This is a genomic window from Streptomyces chengmaiensis, assembly GCF_029846775.1.
In the GTDB taxonomy this organism is placed as follows: domain Bacteria; phylum Actinomycetota; class Actinomycetes; order Streptomycetales; family Streptomycetaceae; genus Streptomyces; species Streptomyces chengmaiensis.
Window position 1 is genome coordinate 23,127 of record NZ_JARWBG010000010.1, and the last position, 23,372, is coordinate 46,498.

Here is a 23,372-nt window from a genome sequence, read left to right on the forward strand (position 1 = left end):
AACACCGAGATCGCCGACGGCGCCGACAACACCGCACGCGCCTCCGACACTGACGCCCGCAGGGCGCCGGAGAGGGTCTGAACCCACCTATGACCATCCCGAAGACGTCCCCCGAGACGGACACCGCGAACAGCACCGCCGCCCTCGCACGAGCCCCGCTCGGCAGCACCGGAGACGAGGTCGGCGTCCAGGGCCTCGGCTGTATGGGCATGAGCTTCGCCTACGGCCCGACCGACGCCCGCGAAGCGCGCGCCACACTGGAGCGCGCCCTGGAGCTGGGCGTCACCCTGTACGACACGGCCGACATGTACGGGGCCGGGGAGAACGAGAAGTTCCTCGCCCCCTTCGTCCGGGCGCACCGCGACGACATCGTGCTGGCCACCAAGTTCGCCATACGGCTCGACCCGGACGACCCCGCCAGGCGGACCATCAGCAACGATCCCGCGTACATCCGCCAGTGCGCCGACGCCAGTCTGCGCCGCCTCGGCGTGGACCGGATCGACCTCTACTACATGCACCGCCGCGACCCGGACGTCCCCATCGAGGAGTCGGTCGGCGCGATGGCCGAACTCGTCGCCCAGGGCAAGGTCAGACGCCTCGGCCTGAGCGAGGTCACCGCAGACGAGCTGCGCGCGGCGCACGCCGTGCACCCCATCGCCGCCGTGCAGTCGGAGTGGTCGCTGTTCAGCCGCGACATCGAGCAGAAGGTCGTCCCGGCGGCCGCCGAGCTGGGCACCGCCCTCGTGCCGTACTCCCCGCTCGGCCGGGGCTTTCTGACGGGGGCGTTCGTCCACGCCGAACAGGAGCTCAGCGAGGACGACCTGCGTCGCTACTTCCCTCGCCTCACCGGCCCCAACGCCACCGCCAACGCGGCCCTGCTCGCCCCCCTGCGGGAGATCGCGGCCGCCCACCGCGCCACCCTCGCCCAGATCGCCCTCGCCTGGGTCCACCACCGGGCCGGGGCGCACGGTCTGCCGGTGATCCCGATCCCCGGCACCCGCAGGCGCACCCGCCTGGAGGAGAACACGGCGGCCGCCCGGCTGGTCCTCGACGAGGCCGAGCTGAAGACCCTGGACGCCATCGCGGCCCGGGTGGCGGGCGAGCGGTACCCGGACATGTCGAGCACGTCGGCGGGCCGCGAGTGATCCGAGTGCGTCCCGGCGGATGACCTGGCGGCCGGTCCGGCGTCACGCCAGGCCCAGTGCGAAGACCGCGAAGAACGCCGCCAGCAGCCCCGCGACCGCCGCCGCCCCCGGCCCGCACCGTGCCACGGCGCCTCGAAGGACCGGCTGCGGCGGCCGGTCAGGATCAGCACTGCGGCGAACGGCGGCAGCCAGGCCGGCCGGGCCAGGATCGGAACGGTATGACACGGGGCCCGGCCCCGGTCACAGCTCCGCCAGGAGCTCCGCCTTCTTGCTGGTGAACTCCTCGTCCGTCACCAGTCCCGCCTGGTGCAGCTCCCCCAGATGCCGGATCCGGTCCGCGATGTCCGCCGGGTCGCGGCGGGCCGAGGGGATCGCCAGGGCCGGGACGGCCGACGTCGTGCGGATCGACTCCAGCACCGCCGCCGCGAACGGCAGCGACTCGTGCACCGGCCCGTAGCCCAGTCCGAAGACCACCGCGGCGGGGTCCTGGTCCGGCTGCGCCCGCTCCCCGGGCGTGCCGCCGTCCCGCAGCAGCCGCAGACAGCCGTCGAAGACCTCGGGCGAGCGCCACTCCACCCCGCTCAGCTCCGCCACCGGGAAGCTCTGGTCGCCGGCCTTCCACTTCGCCGACGACGCGCCCGTCCGGAACCAGCGGAAGGAGACGTGCGTGCCGTCGAACGAGGCCTTGCCGTCGTAGGCCTTGAAGTGCAGCGGCGGGGGCGGGGCCGCCACTGTGAAGCGGTCCGCCGGCCGGTCCGCGTCCGGGCTCAGCCGGGCCCGCAGCTCGTCGGCGTAGTACTCGGCGAGTGTCTCCCGCTCGGCCGGCAGTACCAGCCGGTAGGGGTCGCAGGCCTCCTTGAGTTGGTCCGCGGCCGCTTCCATCAGCGGGTCCGCGCCGGATCTGGGCACGGCGCGCAGCGCCACCGTCCCCCGCTTGCCGGGAGTGAGCGTCACCGACGCCAACGCCTCGTGGGGGATGCGCCGTTCACCGAGCACGGAGAGCAGCTTCGGCGTACGGATCCCCCGTTCGAAGCGGATGAGCACGGAGTCGGACTCGAACTCCCAAGTGGCTTGAATTCCGGCCAGCACATCACCCATACGCCTCATCGTATGCGGCGTACGCCCGCGCGTCGCCCCTTGGCAACCAGCCAAATCCACCCGGATCCACCTCGATCCACGGCGGTCTACGCGCGTCAGATGCCTTTTGCGCCGGAAATACCGCTGCGGCAGGCCCGATGACCCGGCGCACATTCCACGTCGCCGTAGGAGCCGACGCCTATCGCGGCGAAGTTCTCCACACTCCCCGTTCCCGGCTTGAAATAGCCTGCGTGGCCGACCGCGCCCGCAGCCGACAGCACACGCGCGCCGAAGTCGGGCGCGACCGGGTCCTCGCCGTGCCCGAGCCCCCCGACCGCCAGATGCGGCACGTCCTCGATCCAGTCGTCCTCGTCCCGCATCGCCCACACCCGGGCACGGGTGCCCAGGCCTGCGACGTTCTCCGCGCGCATGCCGGGACTGCCCGCGACCGCCAGGTCGGTGACGCGCGGCGGCAGGCCGCGCGCGGCGACCCCGCAGACCACGGAACCGTAGCTGTGGCAGAACAGCGCGACCTCCGAGTCGCCGGGGAGCGCCTCGGTCAGCGCCGTCAGCCGCACCGCGCCGCTCTCCGCGAGCCGGCCGATCGCCGAGTCCATGCCGATCCCGACGGGCGCGGTGTAGTCCGCCCATGCGATGACGGCCGTACGGGCCCCGGGCGCCGCGGCCTGCTCGGCGGCGTACAGCGACTGCGCCATGCCCACCGGAGCGGTGTACTTGCGCGCGGTCCTCTGGAAGGTGAGCAGATTGGTGTCGACGCCCGGGACCACGACCGAGACCCGCTCGGCGCGGTCGAGGTCGCCGAAGACCTCGGCGACCTTCCCGGAACCGGACGGGTCGAAGGCGAGGATCTGCCGGTCGGGGGCCATCAGCGCCCGGAAGCGGTGCAGCCGGCGGGCGGCGGTGTGCCGACCCTCGCGGGTCAGCCGGGACGAGGCCTTGCGGAGCCGCTCGCCCTCCATCTTCAGCGTCGCGCCGAGAGAGCTGCGGTTGGCGCGGTAACGCAGGCTGACGGGCGCGCCGTTGAGATTGCCGACGATGCGGGGGAAGCGGTCCGCGAGTCGGTGCTGCCGCGCCGAGCCGATCGACGCGAAGAACGCGGCGATGCGCTGTGGCGGAGAGTCGGGCGAGGGCAGGGCACGAGTCCCCACCCGCTCCTTCCGCCACCCGGTCAACTCGGCTTCCAGGGCGTCCCGTGGACCGCCGTGGTGTCGTACGGCGGTCCACCCCGTCGTCGCCAGCATCACGAACACGACGGCCAGAGCCAGCACTGCGCGCCAGACGGGGAGGGTGGGGGAGGTGTTGAAGGAAGTCACTGCGGGACACCCTAGGAGACTCACGGGCACCTCTGTGAATACCGTGAGGCAGATCACGTTTCGCGCCCGCGCGCGCCGAGGACGTGCGCCGCGCCTTGGTCGCCTGCGGCTACCGGGTGCTTGCCGGGGGAGGAGGGCCAGTCGCCCATCAGGGTGATCGGCCGCAGGCGCCCTTCCCCGGTCGGGGCCGGGCGGCCCACCGTGGTTCCAGAGCAGGACCACACCGTACGGGGGAGAACCAGATGCAGATGACCGCCACCGCCACCGCCACGGCCACCGCCGCGTTCGCGGTGCTCGCCGCGACCGCCGCCGCCCTGCTGTCGGCCCCCGCGGCAACCGCCGCGGCCTCCGGGGCGCCGGCGGACCTCGGGCCCTGTGGGCCGGGGCAGCTCTGCCTGTGGCCCGAGGACGACTTCCAGGGCCCCCGCCAGACCTTCGAACTCGCCGACACCGACATCGAGTCCTGCATCCGGCTTCCGGCGGGGGCCGCGGCCCAGTCACTGGCCAACAGGACCGGACGGCCGGTCACCACCTACCAGTCGGGCGAATGCGCGGAGACGGGCGAGTTCGAGACGTACCCGGGCAGCGGGACATGGGCGCCGCGCTCGCCGTACCGGGTGCGGGCGTTCAAACTGTGGGAGAGCTGAGGCCTGTCCGCCCGGCCGGCGCGGGGTGCCGGACGTAGCGGACGTCCGGCACCTGTGGGGGCGCAGCCACACCTCCGCCGTGGCGTTCGCGTCGGAGAGGACGGCGCGCCGGAACCTCGTCGTCTATGACCGGGCCGCGGTCCGGGCCGCGGGGACCGGGGCGGATCCCGGCGCGGGGACCGGCTCGCCGCCCGGCTCGGAGGCCGGCTGCGAATCCCTCTCGGATCCCCGGTCGGTTTCCCGCTCGGATTCCGGTTCGGACAGCCGCGCCACCTCGGCACGCAGCGAGCGGACCTCGGCGGTCAGTGCCTCGATGGCCTCGGAGTGACGGCGCTCGGCGTCCTCGTCCTTCTCGAAGCGGGCGATGAACCAAGCGGCGATGTTCGCCGTGACCACACCGAGCAGGGCGATGCCGGAGAGCATCAGCCCCACCGCCAGGATCCGGCCGACGCCGGTCGTGGGCGCCATGTCCCCGTACCCGACGGTGGTCATCGTGGTGAACGCCCACCACAGGGCGTCGCCCAGCGACTGGATCGACGCACCGGGCGCATGGCGTTCCACCTCCAGCACCGCCAGCGCCCCGAAGATCAGCAGCCCGAGGCAGGAGCCGGCGACATAGGTCGTCACCCGCACCTGCGACGCCATACGGGCCCGCTGGCCCGCGAGCAGCAGCATCGAGACCAGCTTGAGCAGCCGTAGCGGCTGGAGGAGGGGGAGGGCGACGGCGAGCAGGGAGAGCGGGTTGGAGCGGACGAAACGCATCCGGTTCTCGGCGAGCCACAGCCGTGCGGTGTAGTCCACGGCGAACGCCGCCCAGACCACCCAGTTCGTGATCACGCACAGGGTGCGCACCCAGGGGGCGGAGTCAGGGGCGACGACGGGTACGGCGTACGCGACGGCGAAGGCGACGGCGAGCCACAGGAGGGGCCCCTGACTGCGCCGCTCCCACCGATCTTGGGCGGACGTTTCGTTCATGCGCAGCATGTTAGGGGCACCGCATGTGGGGCCGACGCCCCCGTGCACCCTTCCCCCGGGCCTTTCCGCTCGCCCCGCCCACCCGAGCGCCCCGGGCCTGGGGCGGCGCGGGGCGAGGCTCCGGGTGCCTCGGGGACCGCGGGTCCCGGGGGCCAGTACGAAGCGAGGCCCCCGGGCTCCCGGCTCGAGCCGGGCTCCGGGTCCGGGCCTGGGGCGGGACCCGGACCCGGAGCGAGGCCCCGTGGCTCGGCACGAGGCGAGGTGCCCCGGCCCCGGACCCCGTATGCGCGCCGCAGGCGGCTACGCGTCGCCGCCCGCCGCACCCGGCTCAGCCGCGGCGACGTCCAGCAGCTGATAACGGTCGACCGCCTGCTTCAGAACCGAGCGGTCCAGCTTTCCCTCCCGCGCCAGCTCCGTCAGCACCGCCAGCACGATCGACTGCGCGTCGATGTGGAAGTACCGCCGCGCCGCGCCCCGCGTGTCCGCGAAGCCGAAGCCGTCGGCGCCCAGGGAGGTGTACGTCCCCGGCACCCAGCGGGAGATCTGGTCCGGCACGGACCGCATCCAGTCGGAGACCGCGACGAACGGACCGGCCGCCCCGGACAGCTTCCGGGTGACGTACGGAACGCGCTGCTCCTCCTCCGGGTGGAGGAGGTTGTGCTCGTCCGTGGCGACGGCGTCGCGCCGCAGCTCGTTCCAGGAGGTCGCCGACCACACGTCGGCGCGGACGTTCCACTCCTCGGCCAGCAGCCGCTGCGCCTCCACGGCCCAGGGCACGGCGACGCCGGACGCCAGGATCTGGGCGGACAGGTCGCCGGCCTCGCCCGCCTTGAAGCGGTGGAGGCCCTTGAGGATGCCCTCGACGTCCACGTCGTCGGGTTCGGCCGGGTGCTGGATGGGCTCGTTGTAGACGGTCAGGTAGTAGAAGACGTCCTCGCCGTGGGGGTGCTCGGCGTCGGAGCCGTACATCCGGCGCAGACCGTCCTTGACGATATGGGCGATCTCGAAGCCGAAGGCGGGGTCGTAGGCGACGCACGCCGGGTTTGTGGAGGCCAGCAGCTGCGAGTGGCCGTCCGCGTGCTGCAGGCCCTCGCCGGTCAGCGTGGTGCGCCCGGCGGTCGCGCCCAGCACGAAGCCGCGCGCCAGCTGGTCCGCCATCTGCCAGAACTGGTCGCCGGTGCGCTGGAAGCCGAACATCGAGTAGAAGACGTACACCGGGACCAACGGTTCGCCGTGGGTGGCGTACGCGGAGCCCGCGGCGATCAGCGAGGCGGTGCAGCCGGCCTCCGAGATGCCGTCGTGCAGCATCTGTCCGGTGGGGGACTCCTTGTAGGCGAGCAGCAGCTCGCGGTCCACCGCCTCGTACTGCTGCCCCAGCGGGTTGTAGATCTTGGCGCTCGGGAAGAAGGAGTCCATGCCGAAGGTGCGGTACTCGTCCGGCGCGATCAGTACGAACCGCTTGCCGATCTCCTTGTCCCGCATCAGGTCCTTCAGCAGCCGGACGAACGCCATGGTGGTGGCGATGGACTGCTGTCCGGAGCCCTTCTTGACGGCCGCGTACACCTTGTCGTCGGGCAGTTGCAGGGGCTTCGCGCGCACGACGCGGGTCGGCGCGTACCCGCCCAGGGACTTGCGCCGGTCGTGCATGTACTGGATCTCTTCGGAGTCGCGGCCGGGGTGGTAGTACGGCGGCAGGCCGCTTTCCAGGTCCTTGTCCGCGATGGGCAGGTGCAGCCGGTCCCGGAAGCCCTTGAGGTCGTCGACCGTCAGCTTCTTCATCTGGTGGGTGGCGTTGCGGCCCTCGAAGTTCGGGCCGAGCGTCCAGCCCTTCACGGTCTGGGCGAGGATCACCGTGGGCTGGCCCTTGTGGGCACGGGCCGCCGAGTAGGCGGCGTAGATCTTGCGGTGGTCGTGGCCGCCGCGGCCGAGCATCAGGATCTGGTGGTCGGTCATGTTCGCGACCATCGCGCGCAGCCGGTGGTCGTCGCCGAAGAAGTGGTCGCGGATGTATGCGCCGGTCTCGGTGGCGTACGTCTGGAACTGCCCGTCCGGCGTGATGTTCAGCTTGTTGACCAGCACGCCGTCCCGGTCCTGGGCGAGCAGCGGGTCCCAGGTGCGGTCCCAGATCAGCTTGATCACATTCCAGCCGGCGCCGCGGAACTGCGACTCCAGCTCCTGGATGATCTTGCCGTTGCCGCGCACCGGGCCGTCCAGCCGCTGGAGATTGCAGTTGACCACGAAGGTCAGATTGTCCAGGCCCTCGCGGGCTGCGATGGAGAGCTGGCCGAGCGACTCCGGCTCGTCCATCTCGCCGTCGCCGAGGAAGGCCCAGACGTGGGACCTGGAGGTGTCGGCGATGCCGCGGGCCTCCATATAGCGGTTCATCCGCGCCTGGTAGATGGCGCTGATCGGGCCCAGGCCCATGGAGACGGTCGGGAACTCCCAGAAGTCCGGCATCAGCCGCGGATGCGGATAGGACGACAGACCGTCGGGGGCCTTGGACTTCTCCTGGCGGAAGGCGTCGAGCCGGGCCTCGTCGAGCCGGTCGAGCAGGAAGGCGCGGGCGTAGATCCCGGGGGAGGCGTGCCCCTGGAAGAAGATCTGGTCGCCGCCGTCGCCCTCGTCCTTGCCGCGGAAGAAGTGGTTGAAGCCCACGTCGTAGAGGGAGGCGGAGGAGGCGAAGGTGGCGATATGGCCGCCGACGCCGATCCCGGGGCGCTGGGCGCGCGAGACCATGACGGCCGCGTTCCACCGGGTGGCGTTGAGGATGCTCCGCTCGATCTCCTCGTTTCCGGGGAAGAACGGCTCGTCCTTGGTGGCGATGGTGTTGACGTAGTCCGTGGAGCGCATCTCGGGCACGGCCACGCGCTTCTCACGGGCCCGCTCGATCAGGCGGAGCATCAGGTAGCGGGCGCGCTCCCGCCCCCGCTCGTCGACGGCGGCGTCGAGGGAGTCCAGCCACTCCTGGGTCTCTTCGGGATCGAAGTCCGGGACCTGACTGGGAAGGCCGCCAATGATGATCGGGTTGCGATCTGATCCGGAAGCCACGCTGTTCCTTCACTGTTAGGAGAGGTGTGACAGGGCGGGAGTTGCGACAGGGCGGGCGTGCACCGTCTCCCATCGTGTACCGCTGGACGGGAAACGTCATCTCTACCCAGGGGTAACCCCGAAGTCCTGTGTCAGGTCGCGGGCGGGCGGGGGTGCGCGTCGTATGCGGGCGGGGTGCTACGCCGTGTGCACGCCGTATGCACGTCGTATGCGCGCACCGGGATCGCGCAGGCGTTTCGGCCCTTTGTTCGCGATTGGGTGGCGTATGAGGGCGGGTTGCCGGGAAGAAAAGCCGCAAAGGCCGTCGAAGGGTGTGCCCTGGGTCGCCCTCAGTCCCTCGAGCGTGCCTGGACTTGCGGCGAGACGGCCGCAAACGTCACCGTTTCGGCGGTCTCGGCGGCCGGGTACTTGCGCGATCCGCCCAGCACGTGTGGACTACGGCCAACGCCGCGCGTACGCGCGCGGCTGCAGCATTTTCCACACACGATCAGGAGGCAAGCCGTGAGCGCGACCGCGGACCACGCGGAGGAGCGGACCAACCCGGCTGGAAAGCTGGGGTTCTCTCCCGGACAGGTGGTCCAGGAGATCGGTTACGACGACGACGTCGACCAGGATCTCCGTGAAGGCATCGAGTCCGTGATCGGTCAGGAGCTCGTGGACGAGGACTACGACGACGTCGCCGACGCCGTCGTGCTCTGGTTCCGCGACGAGGACGGCGATCTCACGGACGCGCTGGTCGATGCCATCGGCCTGCTGGACGAGGGCGGTGTCATCTGTCTGCTGACGCCGAAGACCGGTCGTGACGGATACGTCGAGCCGAGCGATGTGATCGACGCGGCCAAGACCGCCGGCCTCTCCTCATCCAAGAGCATCAGCGTCGGCAAGGACTGGTCGGGCGTCCGTCTCGCCGCACCCAAGCGCTGAATCCTCCCCCTTCGGCTCATCCGCCCAAGGGGTGGAGCCGCACCCTCGAGGGCCCCGTGGCCGCCCAGCCGCCGCGGGGCCCTGGCACAGGCGCGTAGGGTGGGGCTTCACCGGTTCGGCCCAGCGGGAGCGGAGTTCCCAAAGAGGTGGAGTGGACATGGCGATCGAGGTCGGCGCACAGGCCCCGGACTTTGAGCTGAAGGACAACCACGGACGCACCGTGCGGCTCGCGGACTTCCGTGGCGGCAAGCGCGTCGTCCTGCTCTTCTATCCGTTCGCGTTCACCGGTGTGTGCACGGGCGAGCTCCGTGCGCTCCAGGAGCAGCTGCCGTCGTTCGTCAACGACGAGACGCAGCTGCTCGCCGTCTCCGCCGACTCGATGCACAGCCTGCGCATCTTCGGCGAGCAGGAGGGACTGGAGTATCCGCTGCTCTCCGACTTCTGGCCGCACGGCGAGGCCGCGCGGGCGTACGGCGTCTTCGACGAGGAGAAGGGGTGCGCGGTGCGCGGCACCTTCGTCATCGACGCCTCGGGCACGGTCCGCTGGACCGTCGTCAACGATCTGCCGGACGCCCGGGATCTGAACGACTACGTCAAGGCTCTCGACACCCTGTGATTCTTCGGTCGAAGTGTCTGTTTGACCCGGGAACCGGTCACTAGGATCCAGACGTTGATCCGATGCAAGGCACAACGGGGGCGCTGCCCCTGACAACCAATGGAGGGACTCGTGGGAGTCAGCCTCAGCAAGGGCGGCAACGTCTCGCTGACCAAGGCCGCGCCCAATCTGACCGCGGTGACCGTCGGTCTCGGCTGGGACGTGCGGACCACCACCGGAACCGACTTCGACCTCGACGCCAGCGCCCTGCTGACCAACGCCGAGGGCAAGGTCGCCGTGGACGGCAATTTCGTCTTCTTCAACAACCTCAAGAGCGCCGACGGCTCCGTCGAGCACACCGGTGACAACCTCACCGGTGAGGGCGAGGGCGACGACGAGCAGATCAAGGTCAACCTCGCCGGGGTCCCGGGCGACGTCGAGAAGATCGTGTTCCCGGTCTCGATCTACGACGCCGAGACCCGCCAGCAGTCGTTCGGCCAGGTGCGCAACGCCTTCATCCGCGTGGTGAACCAGGCCAACGGCGAGGAGCTCGCCCGCTACGACCTGACCGAGGACGCCTCGACCGAGACCGCGATGGTCTTCGGCGAGCTGTACCGCCACGGCGCGGAGTGGAAGTTCCGCGCCATCGGCCAGGGGTACGCCTCGGGTCTGCGCGGCATCGCTCAGGACTTCGGCGTCAACGTCTGAGTCGGCTGAGCCGGCGTCCGAGCCGGCGCGCTCCGCGCAGCAGCAGCATCCCGCGTCCGGCGTCGCACTGCACAGTGCGGCGCCGGACGCGCCTGACAGACCGGCGCCGCAGGCGCCGTGCCGTCGTGCGGTCGTCGTCGCCGCACCGCCCGTCGCCGCCGCGTACATCGGCGTGCGGCACGCACCGCACGCACCGCCGCCGCCGGTGCGGCGTCTCGCACCACATCACCCGGGGAGGACTCACCATCATGGGCGTCACACTCGCCAAGGGAGGCAATGTCTCCCTCTCCAAGGCCGCACCCAACCTCACGCAGGTGCTGGTCGGACTCGGCTGGGACGCGCGCTCCACGACCGGAGCGCCCTTCGACCTCGACGCCAGCGCCCTGCTCTGCCAGTCCGGCCGGGTGCTGGGCGACGAGTGGTTCGTCTTCTACAACAACCTCACCAGCCCCGACGGCTCGGTCGAGCACACCGGTGACAACCTCACGGGCGAGGGGGACGGTGACGACGAGTCGCTGCTGGTGGATCTCGGCAAGGTGCCCGCCCACTGCGACAAGATCGTCTTCCCGGTCTCCATCCATGAGGCAGACAATCGCGGCCAGACCTTCGGGCAGGTCAGCAATGCATTCATTCGCGTGGTCAACCAGGCGGACGGCCAGGAGCTCGCCCGCTACGACCTGAGTGAGGACGCTTCCACCGAGACCGCGATGATCTTCGGTGAGCTGTACCGCTACGGCGGCGAATGGAAGTTCCGGGCGGTGGGGCAGGGGTACGCGTCGGGGCTGCGGGGCATCGCTCTAGACTTCGGAGTCAATGTTTCGTAAAGCCGTGCGCGGCGCGGGGGACGGTCGCCCAAGGACTCTTTGGGCGACCTCCATGACACGATTGGGTAGCCAGTGGTTTTCAAGACCTTCGGCTGGTCGTTCGCAGTAACTGCGCTCGGCCTGGTCGCGGCGGTGCTTTACGGGGGGTGGACGGCCTTCTGGCTGGTCGCGATCCTGAGCGTCCTCGAAGTCTCGCTCTCCTTCGACAACGCGGTGGTCAACGCCGGCGTGCTGAAGAAGATGAGCGAGTTCTGGCAGAAGATCTTCCTCACCATCGGCATCCTGATCGCCGTCTTCGGCATGAGGCTGGTCTTCCCGGTGGTGATCGTCTCGATCACCGCGCAGCTCGGCCCGATCGAGGCCGTCGACCTCGCGCTGACCGACCATGAGCGGTACGAGGAACTGGTCACCGACGCCCATCCGGCGATCGCCGCCTTCGGCGGCATGTTCCTGCTGATGATCTTCCTGGAGTTCATCTTCGAGGAGCGCGAGATCAAGTGGCTGGCCTGGCTGGAGCGGCCGCTCGCCAAGCTCGGCAAGGTCGACATGCTGTCGGCCTGCATCGCGCTGATCGTGCTGCTGATCACCGCGACCACCTTCGCCGTCCACGCCCACCAGTACGGCGGAGTCCACGCCGACAAGTCCGCGACCGTGCTGCTCGCCGGCGTCGCGGGTGTGGTCACCTACATGATCGTCGGCGGACTCTCCGGCTTCTTCGAGGACAAGCTCGAGGAAGAGGAGGAGCGTGAGCACGAGGCGGAGGAAGAGGCCAAGAGGACCGGCAAGCCGCTCGCGGCGACCAAGCTCGTCGGCAAGGCCGCCTTCTTCATGTTCATGTACCTCGAGGTGCTGGACGCGTCCTTCTCCTTCGACGGCGTCATCGGCGCCTTCGCGGTCAGCAACGACCCCGTGGTCATCGCGCTGGGTCTCGGCATCGGCGCCATGTATGTGCGTTCGCTGACCGTCTATCTGGTCCGCCAGGGCACCCTCGACGACTATGTGTACCTGGAGCACGGCGCCCACTACGCCATCGGCGCGCTGGCCGTGATCCTGCTGATCACCATCCAGTACGAGGTTCCCGAGGTCGTCACCGGCCTGATCGGCGTGGCGCTGATCGCCTGGTCCTTCTTCTCCTCCGTGCGCCGCAACCGCGCCCTCGCGGCAGCGGGCGGGGACGACCCCGGCTCCGGGGGCCCCGGCGGCTCGGGTGAGAAGACCGAGGTGTCCTCCGGGGTGTGACCCCGGGCTGTAGCGGGAAGCGCACAGAGCGGGGCGGTCTCGGGCCGACGGCCTGACGACCGCCCCGCTGTCGTATGCCCGTATACCGGTCGTGCGTCAGGGGACACCGGGACATCTGGGGGTGGTGGAGATGGCTTTCTGGGACGGTCTGCTGGGCGGCAGGCGGTCGTTCGACTTCGACGCGGGCGGCGGCGCCAACTCCATCGAACTGACCCGGCGGAAACCGACCGTCTCGCTCACCAAGCAGGGCGCCGCCACCGGCAATCTCCGCGTCAACCTCTCCTGGCGCATGCGCACCTCCGACATCGAGGGCCGGTCCCGGCGGAGCGGCGGCCTGCTGCGCCGCCCCTTCAGGCTCTTCCAGCCCGAGGTCGTCCAGGCGCACACCCAGGGCGTGGTCAACGTGGACCTCGACCTCGGCTGTCTGTATGAGCTGACGGATGGCTCCAAGGGAGTGGTCCAGCCCCTCGGCGGCTTCCTGGGCAGCCTCAACGAGCCGCCGTATGTGAAGCTCAGCGGCGACGACCGGTTCGGCGCACCTTCCGGAGAGACGGTCTACGTCAATCTCGACCACCGCGAAGACATCCGGCGACTGCTGTTCTTCGTCTACATCTATGACGCGACCCCGGCCTTCGACCGTACGCAGGCCAAGGTGACCCTCTACCCCAGCAACGGCCCGCGGGTGGAGATAGACCTCGACGAGCGCGCCCCGCAGGCCCGCTCGTGTGCGGTGTTCACCGTGGAGAAGGTCAAGGACGAGCTGGTCGTGCGCCGCGAGGTGAAGTTCGTCTACGGCTTTCAGGCCGAGCTGGACCGGCTGTACGGCTGGGGTCTGCAGTGGGGGCGCGGCTACAAGAGCCGTGTCTGACCGCCGGACGCCGGAGCTGGGGAGACGGGCGGACGGGTCACGGCCCTCCCGGCTACGGGCGGACGAACTGCGGCCCCATCGGCGGCATCCGGAAGTCCTGGTCGGACGCGGGGTGCGGATAGCCGTACGCGGGCGGCCCGGCCGGTGCGGCGGCGGCCGGGGCCGCGGCCGGGTGGGGATAGCCGTACGCGGGCTGGGACGCGGGCTGGGACGCGGGCTGTCCGGGCCCGGGCTGTCCAGGGCCGGGCTGTGTCGGGGCGGCCGGAGGGTAGCCGTACGCGGGCGGTGCGGCCGGCATCGGCGGCAGCCCCGTCTGAGCAGCCTGCCCGGCCGCGGCGGCCTCACCGGGGGCGGCCCCCTGGGGCGCGGGCTCCGCCGGCGCGGCAGCCGAGACGTCGCCCGCGGCCTCGCCGTCCGGCCCGCTTCCGTCCGGCCCGCTTCCGTCCGCGGTCTCGTCCGCGCTCTCGTCGACCGAGATGCCGAAGTCCGTCGCCAGCCCCACCAGACCCGTCGGGTAGCCCTGGCCCACCGCGCGGAACTTCCAGCCCTCGCCGCGCCGGTACAGCTCGCCGCAGATGATCGCCGTCTCCTCGCCGGTCTCCGCATGCACGTCGAACACGGCGATCGGCGCGTCGTCGCCGTCGGCGCCCGCGTCGTACAGGGCGATCCGCAGATCCGCCACCTGCCGGAAGGTCCCGCCGTCCGACGACGCCGCCAGCACCACCTGGTCGACGGACGGGTCGAGCCCCGCGAGATCCGTCTCGACCGTGTCCGTCAGATGCTCGGCGATCCGCTTCTTCGGCAGTCGGCGCACCAGCCCGGAAGGGTGCCGGGGCTGGTTGTAGAAGACGAAGTCCTCGTCCGAGCGCACCCGTCCGTCACCGCCGAGCAGCAGGGCGGAGGCGTCCACATCAGGGACCCCGCCGCCGGGGGTCCAGCGCAGCACGGCCCGTACCGCCGTGGCGTCAAGAGGGACGTTCGAGCCCTTCAGCATCGCGTGCGTCATGCCCGTCATCCTGCCTTCCCCGAGGCCGGGCGGACAACGCGGGGGGCCTGGCCGGCACCGGTGAGAAGCAGACGGGTTACGTGGATTTCATGCATACGGGGAACTGCCGACACCCCCGCGTACGTACTATTACCGGCCACATGTCATCCGGCCCGCCACGGCAGTACGGGGAATTCTTATGCGTCATTTCGGGCACATCCCGCCCGCTGCCCGGCAGGGGCTGTTCCACCGGGAGCCGTGCGCGTTCACCGCGGACTCCCCGGCCCGTATCCTCTCCGCGGCTCTGGGAGCCACCCTCTACTCGCCCGCCACCAGGCCGAAACTCGCCGACGACATCGTCAAGCAGGCAGGGCGCGGGGTCGTCTCCATGGTGCTCTGCCTGGAGGACTCGATCGACGACGCCGACGTCGGCGGCGCCGAGGCCAACCTGATACGGCAGTTCGCCGCGCTGCACAAGAGCGGAATCGAGCCACCGCTGCTGTTCATCCGAGTCCGCGAGTCCGGCCAGATACCGGACCTCGCCGCCCGTCTCGGCGCGGCCGGCGAGTTGCTGTCCGGATTCGTCGTCCCCAAGTTCACCGAGGAGCGCGGCGCGCCCTTCCTCGAGGCGCTCACCGCGGCCGAGGCGGCGACCGGACGCCGGCTGTTCGCCATGCCCGTCCTGGAATCGCCCGAGCTGCTGCATCTGGAGACCAGGACCGAGGCTCTGGCCGGCATAGCCCGCACCGTCGACAAGTACCGGGACCGGGTGCTGGCGCTGCGGCTCGGCGTCACGGACTTCTGCTCCGCCTACGGGCTGCGCCGCTCGCCGGAGATGACGGCATACGACGTCGGGATCGTCGCCTCGGTCATCGCGGACGTGGTCAATGTGCTGGGCCGCTCGGACGGCACGGGCTTCACCATCACCGGCCCGGTGTGGGAGTACTTCCGGCTGCAGGAGCGGATGTTCAAGCCCCAGCTGCGGCGCAGCCCCTTTCTCGCGGGGCGCGCCGAGGAACTGCGGACCTCGCTGATCGAGCACGACATGGACGGTCTGCTGCGCGAGATCGAGCTGGACCGGACGAACGGCCTGCTCGGCAAGACCTGCATCCACCCTTCGCATGTGCTGCCTGTGCACGCGCTGTCGGTGGTCAGCCACGAGGAGTACAGCGACGCCCAGGACATACTGCGCCCCGAGCGAGGCGGCGGGGGCGTGCTGCGCTCCGCGTACACGAACAAGATGAACGAGGTGAAGCCGCACCGTGCCTGGGCCGAACGGACTCTGGTGCGCGCCGAGGCGTTCGGCGTGGCGCGGGAGGACGTCGGCTTCGTGGAACTGCTGGCGGCGGGGGTCGCGCACTGATGCGGGACGCGGCTGAAGCGGCGCATGCGGTGACGGACCGCGCGGGCATCGCGCATGCGGTGACGGACCGCGCGGGCATCGTGCATGCGGGCATCGTGCATGCGGGAATGGCGCATGCTGCAACAGAGCGCGCGGAAGCGGTGCGCGCGGAGAAGGAGAGCGACACGGTGTCGGTGTGGACGGGCAGCTGGGTGGCCGAGCGGCTGGGCGTCGCCCTGGCCGCTGACGAGACGGGCGCCCCGGGGGCCCCGAGGCTTGAGGATCTGCTCGGCCTTGCCCTGCGCCGCAATCCGAAGCGGGCCCATCTGCTGGTGTCCAACGTCCTCGGCAAGCACGTCCCGCAGCACCCGTCCGTTGTGTACGGGGCGGGACGCGGGCTCGGCGAGCGGGTGCGGGAACTGCTGGGCGAGGCGGACGCAGCGCGGGCCGTCGTCCTCGGCTATGCGGAGACGGCGACCGGCCTCGGCCACGCGGTCGCGGACGGCCTCGGCCTCTCCCCGTATCTGCACTCCACCCGCCGGCCGGTGGCCGGCGTGGCGCAGGCGGGCGGCTTTGAAGAGTCCCACTCGCACGCCACCTCCCATCTGCTGCTGCCGGAGGATCCGGAACTGCTGGCCGGGACGGGGCCGTTGGTCCTCGTGGACGACGAGTTCTCCACAGGCAACACCGTGCTCAACACCATCCGCGCCCTGCACGCCCGCTACCCGCGCGAACGCTATGTGATCGTGGCGCTCGCCGATATGCGCGCCCCGAGCGACCGCGCCCGGCTGGACGCCTTCGCCCGAGAGATCGGCGCGTGCGTCGATCTGGTCTCCCTGGCCTCGGGGACCGTGACCCTGCCGGACGGCGTCCTGGAGAAGGGACAGGAGCTGGTGGCCGTCCATGAGGCCGACCATGGGGTGCCCGAGTCCTCCGCGGCCGATGGGGCTGACGGGGCTGACGGGGCTGACGGGGCCGCGGGGCGCGTGGTGCGGATCGACCTCGGCTGGCCCGAGGGACTGCCCGACGGCGGGCGGCACGGCTTCCGGCCGGAGCACCGGGCCCGCCTGGAGACGGCGCTCCCGGCGATGGCGGACCGGATCGCCGAGGCGCTGGCTCTGGGCGCGGGCACCCCGCCCGGCCCTGCCGCGGACGCAGTCGGCGAGACCCCGTCCGGCATGACCGGGCCCGGGGGGTCCGGGGCCGTCCTGTCCGGCGGGGCGCCCGGGGCCGACGGGTCAGGGCTGCACGCGCCTGCGTCCGCAGTGTCCGGGGCTGACCGGGCTGGATCCGGGGTGTCTGGGTCGGACGTGTCCGGGGCCGTCCTGTCCGGGCCCGCCGCGTCCGCGGCTGACGGGTCCGGTCCCGCCTTCGGCCGCAGGACGCCCGCCAGCTCGTCAGGCCCACAAGGCCGCGGGACGCCCGCCCGCGCGTCCGGCCCCCTCATGCCGACACAGGCGACCGCGCCCCCGTCGCGGTCCGCCGCCCGCCGCCCGCCGCCGCGCGTTCTCGTCCTCGGCTGCGAGGAGTTGATGTACACACCGCTGCGGCTCGGCATGGCTCTTCAGGAACGCCTCGGTGACGGAGCGGAGATACGTTTCTCGACCACGACCCGCTCGCCGGTGCTCGCGGTCGACGACCCGGGCTACGCGATCCGCAGCCGACTCGTCTTCCCCGCCCATGACGACCCGGCGGACGGCCCCGGCGACCGCTACGCCTACAACGTGGTGGGCGGCGGCTTCGACGCGGTCGTCGCCGTCGTCGACTCCACCGCCGACACCCCCGGGCTGCACGCCCCGGACGGCCTGCTGTCCCAGCTCGCCGCCCATGCGGGGCGGGTGGGGCTGGCGGTGGTCCCCGCGTACGAGCCCCGCCCACGCCGCCCCTTCCACATCCGCCGCACGACCACCGAAAGCGCCCCCATGCCCGTACCCGGCCGGCCCGAACCCCTCCGCGGACCCGCGTTCTCCTCGTATCCCGCCGAGGACGTCGGCTGGCTGCTCCAAGATCTCTCGGATGCCGAGCTGGAGGCCCCGACCGAGGAGCGCGAGGAGGCGATCCAGAGCGGCGGAGCGCACTACGCGGAGTCGCTGCCCGTCGAGTACCAGCCCTCCGCCCAGTACCAGCGGCTGTTCCGGGACGCGCTCGACGCCTCCGCCGCCCGGATCGCCCGCGCCGTCGGCACGGTCACGGAGACCGTCCTCGCCGAGCGGTCGCCGCGGCCCGTGCTCGTCTCCCTCGCCCGCGCGGGAACCCCCGTGGGGGTGCTGATGCGCCGCTGGGCGCAGCACCGCCACGGACTGGACCTGCCGCACTACGCCGTCTCCATCGTCCGCGGCCGCGGCATCGACGCCAACGCCCTGCGCTGGCTGGCGCGCCACCACGACCCGGCCGACGTCGTCTTCGTCGACGGCTGGACCGGCAAGGGCGCCATCACCCGCGAACTGGCCGCCGCGCTCGCGGAGTTCGCGGAGTCCCACGGGGTCTCCGGCTTCAGCCCCGACATCGCGGTGCTGGCCGACCCCGGCGGCTGTGTGCGGACCTACGGAACCCGCGAGGACTTCCTCATCCCCTCCGCCTGCCTCAACTCCACGGTCTCCGGGCTGATATCGCGCACGGTCCTCCGCTCCGACCTCGTCGGCCCGCACGACTTCCACGGCGCCAAGTTCTACCGCGAGCTGGCCGCCGACGATGTCTCGGGCCTCTTCACCCAGACGGTCGCCGCCCGCTTCGGCGAGGTCGCCGAAACCGTCGCCACGGACGTCAAGGAACTCCTCGCGGCGGACCGGGAGCCGACATGGGAGGGCTGGGCCGCGGTCGAGCGGATCAGCGAGGAGTACGGCATCCACGACGTCAACCTGGTCAAGCCGGGCGTCGGCGAGACCACGCGCGTGCTGCTGCGCCGCGTCCCGTGGAAGATCCTGGCGCAGCGCGGTGCGGGCGACGACCTCGCACACATCCGGCTGCTCGCCGCGCAGCGCGGCGTGCCCGTCGAGGAGGCGGACGGCCTTCCGTACAGCTGCGTCGGACTGATCCACCCCCGCTACACGCGCGGTGCGACCGGCGCGGACGGCAAGGCGGTGACGGCCCCGTGACCCCGCGCAGCGCACCCACGCTGATCGCGAGCGATCTCGACCGCACGCTGATCTACTCCTCCGCGGCGCTGGATCTGCGGATGCCGGACGCCCGCGCCCCGCGGCTGCTGTGCGTCGAGGTGTACGAGTCCCGGCCGCTGTCGTATATGACGGAGACGGCCGCCGGGCTGCTCGGCGAGCTGTCGCACGCGGCGGCTTTCGTCCCTGTCACGACCCGCACCCGCGAGCAGTACGCACGCATCCGGCTGCCGGGCCCGGCCCCCCGGTACGCGATCTGCGCCAACGGCGGGCATCTGCTGGTGGACGGGGTCTCCGACCCGGACTGGCAGCGGCAGGTCGCCGCCCGCCTCGCCGCCGCGTGCGCACCGCTCGCCGAGGTGCGGGCCCGGCTGACCGCCGCGGCCGACCCGGCGTGGCTGCTGAAGGAGCGGGTCGCCGAGGACCTCTTCGCGTATCTCGTCGTCGACCGCGCCCTGCTGCCGGACGGCTGGGTGAAGGAAGTGGCGGAGTGGGCCGACGGCCTCGGCTGGACGGTGTCCCTCCAGGGCCGCAAGATCTACGCCGTGCCCAGGCCGCTCACCAAGAGCGCGGCCGTGCTGGAGCTGGCCCGCCGCATGGGCGCGGAGCGAATCCTCGCCGCCGGGGACTCCCTCCTCGACGCCGATCTGCTGCTCGCCGCGCACCGCGCCTGGCGGCCCGGCCACGGCGAACTCGCCGACCAGGGCTGGACCGCCCCGCAGGTCGAGGCGCTGACGGAGACGGGCGCGGCTGCGGGGGAGGAGATCCTGCGCCGGTTCCTGGCCGGGGCCTGACCTCACTTCTGGCCGGGACCTGAGCTCATCCCTGGCCGGGGCCTGACCTCATCCGCAGATGTCCCCGTCCCCTGCCCCCGATGCCCTCGTCCGCTGACACTCGTCCCGGCCCCGGCACGCGGGCTCCGGCGCGCGGGCTCCGGCACGCAGGTTCGTTCCGGCTCGGCAGCCGCCCGGTCAGCCGCAGCAGCCGCCGCCGCAGCAGCCTCCACCCCCCTGGGGCGAGGGTGCGGGCGAGGGCGCGGCGGATCCTCCCGCCACGGCGACGGTAGACAGGAGCTTGACCGTGTCCGTGTGACCGGCGGGGCAGTCGGCCGGGTCGGACGACTGCGCCATCGGCCGGCTGACTTCGAAGGTGTCGCCGCAGCTCCGGCAGCGGTACTCATAGCGAGGCATGGCCCTAGATTATCGGCCCGGTGACGCTGCCGGCCGCGACGCTACCGGCCGAGTGCCCGCCGCCGCTCGGCCTCCGCCCTCTCCGCAAGATCGTGCTCCGCCTGCTCCGCACGCTCCCGCTGCTCGCGGATGCGCTGCTCCATCCGCCGCTCCTCGGCGGCCTGCTCCGGGTGGCGGGACTTCCAGTACGGATTGTCGTGCGGCAAGGTCGAACTCACTCTCCCGTACATGCCGAAGAACATCAGCATGATGCCGACCACGAAGCTGAACATCACGTTCTGGATGTGGAAGGCGAGGAAGTTGTAGCTGGTGTCGAGGAGTGCGAGGTTCACAAAGCCGCTGACGAGGAACGCGATGCCGAGGATCATGTTCAGCGTGGAGGCGAAGTTGCCGCCGATGACCATCCCGACGAACAGCAGTGCGCCGACGCAGATGGACAGCACGCTCAGGGCGCCGTTGGTGTTGAGACCCACGACGGTGTCGCCCGCGGTGTCGAAGAAGCCGATGTTGTCCGTCAGGCCGAGGACGCCGAAGGCGACCAGCAGCAGACCCGTCAGCCCCGCCCCGACGCGGTAGAAGTTGCTGAGGCGGTGATCGACGGGGAGATGCTCGTCGAGCTTGGTGTGGTGGGTCCTGGGGTGCAGCGCGTGTCCGGCCATGTCGGCCTCCTTCCCCACGTAGTACCAGCATCCGCCAGCGACCGTAACGGGACAACCCATGGGGAAAGCGGTCCTCTGGGCGTAACCGGTCGGCGTGCCTGCTTCCCCGCACCGGTCGGCGTGCCTGACTGTCCGCACCGGTCGGCGTGCCGGCCGCGCACCGGTCAGCGTGCCTGTCCGCCGCCCCGCTCCCCGCGGATCTGCTCCACGACCCGGCCGGCGGTCCCGCGCACGGCCTCGGTCTCCTGGAGGAAGTGCCAGTAGTCGGGGTGACGGCCCTCGAGGCCTGCGACGGCCCGGTCCAGCCGGGCCACGGCGTCGTCGAGCGGACGGGCGTGGCGCGGGTCGGGCGTATGCCGGCCCGCCATGGCCAGCCGCTGGGCGTCGCGGATCGCGAACCGGGTCCGCTCGATCTCCTGCTGCGGGTCCTTGGACACCGCGTTGAGCTGCTGAAGCCGGTCCCCGGCTGCCGACACGGCCTCGTCGGTGGCGTTCAGCAGGGCGCGTACGGCGCCGAGCAGGGCCGCCGCATCGGGCCAGCGCTGCTCGTCGCGCGCCTTCGCCGCCTCGCTCAGCTTCTCCTCCGCCTGGCGGACGCCGGTGACGGCCTGCTGCGGAACCGGCTGGAGATCCTGCCAGCAGGCAGCCGAGAAGCGGCGGCGCAGCTCGCTGAGGACCGGCTCCACGCCCGCGGCACGGGTGGTCAGCGCCTGGGCGCGGGTGCGCAGCGACACCAGGCGCTTGTCGATCTCGGCGGCACGCTCGGGGAGCCGTTCGGCCTCGCTGCGTACGGCCTCCGCATCCCGCAGGACGCGGTCGGCGCGGTGCAGGGTCTCCGTGAGGCCGTGCCGCCCTGCGCCCTCGTTGAGTTTCGTCAGCTCAGGCGCGAGAGCGGCGAGCCGGGCGGCCAGATCGTCCGCCCGCAGCCCGGAGCCGCGCACCGCGTCCAGAGCGCCGCTCGCTGAACGGAGGGCCGCTCGCGCACGCTCCACGGCGGGGGCGAGCCGGGCGAGCTGCGTCTCGGCCTTGTCGAGCAGCGGCCCGAGCCCCTGCGCGAACCGGTCCAGCTCGCCCTTGATCCGCACCAGCTCGTCCCTGGCGCCGTTCAGCTCGCCGCGCGCCCGGGACGCGGCCGACGGCTCCAGATCGTCCCGGTCCAGATCATGTGTGTCGACCGCGGTGATATAGCGGTGGCTCACCTCGTCGATGCGCCGCCCCAGCGCGGCGAAGTCGTCCGCCGTCCGGCGCGCGGCGGGGGAGTCGTCCACCGCGGTGATCGTCTCGATGGAGATCCGCAGCTCGCGCTGGGCCGTGTCCAGCTCGTAGAACGCCGCGGCGGCCGCGTCCTTCGCGGCCTGCGCATCGGCGCGCCGACTCTCCCCGCGCCCCCCGAACCAGCGGCGGGTCCCACCGCCCGCGAAGGAAGCGGACAGCGCAGCGGCTGCCAGCGGCGCCGGCAGCAGCATCAGCCCGAGGACATCGCGGACGGCACTCACTTTCGCCTGCTGCGCGTGTGTCCCCGTCACATCCCTCTCCCGTGCCGTGTGCCCGCCCTGCCCGGTTCATTCTCCCATCCGGTGCGGACGAACACACGAGCCGGTCAGTTCGCGCTGCGCACGGTCACCTCACCGTTCTCACTGCGGGCGCTCACCACATGGGCACTGCCCGGGTCCGTGGGGACGTCCACGTCCGCGGTCCCGTTGTCGGCGTCGGCGGACACCGCGTACGGCCCCTTGGAGGGGGGCAGCTCCACGACGATCTCGCCGTTGTCGCTGACGGCCTCGACCCGGTCGGGCGCGGCGGTGAGGGACAGCGTCACACTGCCGTTGTCGGCGGCGGCCGTCACCTGCCGGGAGCTGACGCCCTCGGCCCGCACCGCGCCGTTCTCACTGGTCAGCTCCAGCGCCCCGCTGGAGTTCCGCACGACGACCTCGCCGTTGTCCGCGCGCAGGGACAGCGCGCTGCTGAAGCCGCTCGCGCTGACGGAGCCGTTGTCATCCGTCACCGTCACACCGACCCCACTGGGCACCGTGACCCGATGGCGCGAGTCGCAGCTGCTCGCCATGGCCTCACAGCTCACCTCCAGCGTGAGCCTCCCGCCCTCCAGCTGCCACACTGTCTCGGGCCCGCTCCCCATGAACACCCACCCGTCGACCTGCCGGGCCACCTCGACGCCCTGGACGTCGCCCGTCACCAGCTCGATGTCGGTGTTCCCCGCGTCGATCTCCAGCGCCTGCCCGCCGAACGCAAACGTCTTCCGCTCCACCGGCGCGTCCCCGGCCTCGGCGCTCCCGCACCCACCGACCCCGCCGACGGCGAGCACCATCCCGCTGCCGGCGACGACGGCACGCCTCCACCCCGACCGCACTCCCACCCTCATCCTTCCCCCTGCCCTTCTCTGCCGCCGTCCACGCTATGCGTCCCCGCCCCCCACCCTTAATCCGGCGGCCCACCCCCTTGAGGTGGGGCTATCCCCCGGCCCACCCGGGAACGGGTTTGCGGCCCCGCCCCGTGGGCCATGTACGCTGTTGCCTCATCCACGGGTGCGTAGCTCAGGGGTAGAGCGCTGCTCTTACAAAGCAGATGTCGGCGGTTCGAAACCGTCCGCGCCCACCGCGCTGACCAGCGCAGCAGCACCACGAAGGGCCCTCCGGAGATCATCCGGAGGGCCCTTTGGGCGTCTGTGGGGACAATCTGGG

The 23,372-nt window shown here is 71.6% G+C and carries 20 protein-coding genes and 1 tRNA gene; 12 read left to right on the top strand and 9 right to left on the bottom strand.

Annotated elements, in window-relative coordinates; genetic code table 11:
• Nucleotides 1-203: 203 nt before the first annotated feature.
• Nucleotides 204-1,145, top strand: a complete 942-nt coding sequence (locus QCN29_RS11055) for an aldo/keto reductase (RefSeq protein ID WP_279927808.1) — start codon at nt 204-206, stop codon at nt 1,143-1,145.
• A gap of 240 nt (nt 1,146-1,385) precedes the next feature.
• On the opposite strand, the gene QCN29_RS11060 is transcribed toward QCN29_RS11055, so the two are convergent.
• The gene (locus tag QCN29_RS11060; RefSeq protein ID WP_279927663.1) at nt 1,386-2,243 is read right to left on the bottom strand and encodes a DUF4429 domain-containing protein; all 858 of its coding nucleotides are present in this window, start codon (nt 2,241-2,243) and stop codon (nt 1,386-1,388) included.
• A gap of 95 nt (nt 2,244-2,338) precedes the next feature.
• Nucleotides 2,339-3,556: an alpha/beta hydrolase gene (locus QCN29_RS11065; protein ID WP_279927664.1), complete on the bottom strand. Its 1,218-nt coding sequence runs from the start codon at nt 3,554-3,556 to the stop codon at nt 2,339-2,341.
• Nucleotides 3,557-3,804: 248 nt separating this feature from the next.
• Between QCN29_RS11065 and QCN29_RS11070 the strand changes: the two genes are divergently transcribed.
• Nucleotides 3,805-4,203: a peptidase inhibitor family I36 protein gene (locus QCN29_RS11070; RefSeq protein WP_279927809.1), complete on the top strand. Its 399-nt coding sequence runs from the start codon at nt 3,805-3,807 to the stop codon at nt 4,201-4,203.
• 123 nt (nt 4,204-4,326) lie between these two features.
• Here QCN29_RS11070 and QCN29_RS11075 read toward each other — a convergent pair whose 3' ends face one another.
• Together QCN29_RS11075 and aceE are read right to left on the bottom strand one after the other, a co-directional pair.
• Nucleotides 4,327-5,187, bottom strand: coding sequence for a potassium channel family protein (locus QCN29_RS11075; RefSeq protein WP_279927666.1), 861 nt, complete (start codon nt 5,185-5,187; stop codon nt 4,327-4,329).
• A 291-nt stretch (nt 5,188-5,478) separates the two neighbouring features.
• On the bottom strand, nt 5,479-8,226 hold the full coding sequence (aceE, locus tag QCN29_RS11080) for a pyruvate dehydrogenase (acetyl-transferring), homodimeric type (protein WP_279927668.1): 2,748 nt from the start codon (nt 8,224-8,226) through the stop codon (nt 5,479-5,481).
• A 501-nt stretch (nt 8,227-8,727) separates the two neighbouring features.
• On the opposite strand from aceE, the gene QCN29_RS11085 reads away from it, so the two are divergent.
• The 6 genes from QCN29_RS11085 to QCN29_RS11110 all read left to right on the top strand — a co-directional run bounded on the left by QCN29_RS11085 (nt 8,728) and on the right by QCN29_RS11110 (nt 13,384).
• Nucleotides 8,728-9,150 (top strand): DUF3052 domain-containing protein, encoded by a 423-nt coding sequence (locus QCN29_RS11085; RefSeq protein ID WP_240139546.1) that lies wholly within the window; start codon nt 8,728-8,730, stop codon nt 9,148-9,150.
• A gap of 157 nt (nt 9,151-9,307) precedes the next feature.
• Complete coding sequence (locus QCN29_RS11090; RefSeq protein ID WP_279927670.1) at nt 9,308-9,766, top strand: peroxiredoxin; 459 nt, start codon at nt 9,308-9,310, stop codon at nt 9,764-9,766.
• Nucleotides 9,767-9,877: 111 nt separating this feature from the next.
• A complete protein-coding gene (locus QCN29_RS11095) occupies nt 9,878-10,453 on the top strand; it encodes a TerD family protein (protein ID WP_240139544.1) in 576 nt (191 codons plus the stop codon).
• Between the two features lie 248 nt (nt 10,454-10,701).
• Complete coding sequence (locus QCN29_RS11100; RefSeq protein WP_240139543.1) at nt 10,702-11,277, top strand: TerD family protein; 576 nt, start codon at nt 10,702-10,704, stop codon at nt 11,275-11,277.
• 72 nt (nt 11,278-11,349) lie between these two features.
• A complete protein-coding gene (locus tag QCN29_RS11105; protein ID WP_279927672.1) occupies nt 11,350-12,516 on the top strand; it encodes a DUF475 domain-containing protein in 1,167 nt (388 codons plus the stop codon).
• Between the two features lie 130 nt (nt 12,517-12,646).
• Entirely contained in the window at nt 12,647-13,384 is a 738-nt protein-coding gene (locus QCN29_RS11110) for a TerD family protein (protein ID WP_240139541.1), read from the top strand.
• A 52-nt stretch (nt 13,385-13,436) separates the two neighbouring features.
• Here the strand turns inward: QCN29_RS11110 and QCN29_RS11115 are convergent, their stop codons facing one another.
• Nucleotides 13,437-14,399 carry a TerD family protein gene (locus QCN29_RS11115; RefSeq protein WP_279927674.1) on the bottom strand — a complete coding sequence of 321 codons (963 nt, stop codon included), beginning with the start codon at nt 14,397-14,399 and terminating at the stop codon, nt 13,437-13,439.
• 169 nt (nt 14,400-14,568) lie between these two features.
• Between QCN29_RS11115 and QCN29_RS11120 the strand changes: the two genes are divergently transcribed.
• The 3 genes from QCN29_RS11120 (at nt 14,569) to QCN29_RS11130 (ending at nt 19,618) form a co-directional block, all read left to right on the top strand.
• The gene (locus QCN29_RS11120; protein WP_279927676.1) at nt 14,569-15,732 is read left to right on the top strand and encodes an HpcH/HpaI aldolase/citrate lyase family protein; all 1,164 of its coding nucleotides are present in this window, start codon (nt 14,569-14,571) and stop codon (nt 15,730-15,732) included.
• A gap of 107 nt (nt 15,733-15,839) precedes the next feature.
• Nucleotides 15,840-18,806, top strand: a complete 2,967-nt coding sequence (locus tag QCN29_RS11125; protein WP_398859176.1) for a phosphoribosyltransferase — start codon at nt 15,840-15,842, stop codon at nt 18,804-18,806.
• Nucleotides 18,803-19,618: an HAD family hydrolase gene (locus QCN29_RS11130; protein WP_279927678.1), complete on the top strand. Its 816-nt coding sequence runs from the start codon at nt 18,803-18,805 to the stop codon at nt 19,616-19,618. Before QCN29_RS11125 ends, QCN29_RS11130 begins: the two co-directional genes overlap by 4 nt.
• Nucleotides 19,619-19,795: 177 nt before the next feature.
• Here the strand turns inward: QCN29_RS11130 and QCN29_RS11135 are convergent, their stop codons facing one another.
• The 4 genes from QCN29_RS11135 to QCN29_RS11150 all read right to left on the bottom strand — a co-directional run bounded on the left by QCN29_RS11135 (nt 19,796) and on the right by QCN29_RS11150 (nt 23,053).
• Entirely contained in the window at nt 19,796-20,014 is a 219-nt protein-coding gene (locus QCN29_RS11135) for an FmdB family zinc ribbon protein (RefSeq protein WP_240140243.1), read from the bottom strand.
• A 41-nt stretch (nt 20,015-20,055) separates the two neighbouring features.
• On the bottom strand, nt 20,056-20,673 hold the full coding sequence (locus QCN29_RS11140) for a DUF4383 domain-containing protein (protein WP_279927679.1): 618 nt from the start codon (nt 20,671-20,673) through the stop codon (nt 20,056-20,058).
• A 164-nt stretch (nt 20,674-20,837) separates the two neighbouring features.
• Nucleotides 20,838-22,199 (bottom strand): hypothetical protein, encoded by a 1,362-nt coding sequence (locus tag QCN29_RS11145; RefSeq protein ID WP_279927680.1) that lies wholly within the window; start codon nt 22,197-22,199, stop codon nt 20,838-20,840.
• A gap of 74 nt (nt 22,200-22,273) precedes the next feature.
• Complete coding sequence (locus QCN29_RS11150; RefSeq protein WP_398859172.1) at nt 22,274-23,053, bottom strand: DUF4097 family beta strand repeat-containing protein; 780 nt, start codon at nt 23,051-23,053, stop codon at nt 22,274-22,276.
• 161 nt (nt 23,054-23,214) lie between these two features.
• Here QCN29_RS11150 and QCN29_RS11155 point away from each other — a divergent pair.
• Nucleotides 23,215-23,286, top strand: a tRNA-Val gene (locus QCN29_RS11155).
• Nucleotides 23,287-23,372: the final 86 nt, after the last annotated feature.

What these genes read in the sequence shown, in the direction of transcription:
- QCN29_RS11060 (WP_279927663.1), bottom strand. Translation starts at nt 2,243, where the DNA reads ATGGGTGATGTGCTGGCCGGAATTCAAGCCACTTGGGAGTTCGAGTCC.
- QCN29_RS11135 (WP_240140243.1), bottom strand. Translation starts at nt 20,014, where the DNA reads ATGCCTCGCTATGAGTACCGCTGCCGGAGCTGCGGCGACACCTTCGAA.
- QCN29_RS11110 (WP_240139541.1), top strand. Translation starts at nt 12,647, where the DNA reads ATGGCTTTCTGGGACGGTCTGCTGGGCGGCAGGCGGTCGTTCGACTTC.
- QCN29_RS11100 (WP_240139543.1), top strand. Translation starts at nt 10,702, where the DNA reads ATGGGCGTCACACTCGCCAAGGGAGGCAATGTCTCCCTCTCCAAGGCC.
- QCN29_RS11150 (WP_398859172.1), bottom strand. Translation starts at nt 23,053, where the DNA reads ATGAGGGTGGGAGTGCGGTCGGGGTGGAGGCGTGCCGTCGTCGCCGGC.
- QCN29_RS11055 (WP_279927808.1), top strand. Translation starts at nt 204, where the DNA reads ATGGGCATGAGCTTCGCCTACGGCCCGACCGACGCCCGCGAAGCGCGC.
- QCN29_RS11115 (WP_279927674.1), bottom strand. Translation starts at nt 14,399, where the DNA reads ATGACGGGCATGACGCACGCGATGCTGAAGGGCTCGAACGTCCCTCTT.
- QCN29_RS11090 (WP_279927670.1), top strand. Translation starts at nt 9,308, where the DNA reads ATGGCGATCGAGGTCGGCGCACAGGCCCCGGACTTTGAGCTGAAGGAC.
- QCN29_RS11140 (WP_279927679.1), bottom strand. Translation starts at nt 20,673, where the DNA reads ATGGCCGGACACGCGCTGCACCCCAGGACCCACCACACCAAGCTCGAC.
- QCN29_RS11125 (WP_398859176.1), top strand. Translation starts at nt 15,840, where the DNA reads ATGGCGCATGCTGCAACAGAGCGCGCGGAAGCGGTGCGCGCGGAGAAG.
- QCN29_RS11070 (WP_279927809.1), top strand. Translation starts at nt 3,805, where the DNA reads ATGACCGCCACCGCCACCGCCACGGCCACCGCCGCGTTCGCGGTGCTC.
- QCN29_RS11120 (WP_279927676.1), top strand. Translation starts at nt 14,569, where the DNA reads ATGCGTCATTTCGGGCACATCCCGCCCGCTGCCCGGCAGGGGCTGTTC.
- QCN29_RS11075 (WP_279927666.1), bottom strand. Translation starts at nt 5,187, where the DNA reads ATGCTGCGCATGAACGAAACGTCCGCCCAAGATCGGTGGGAGCGGCGC.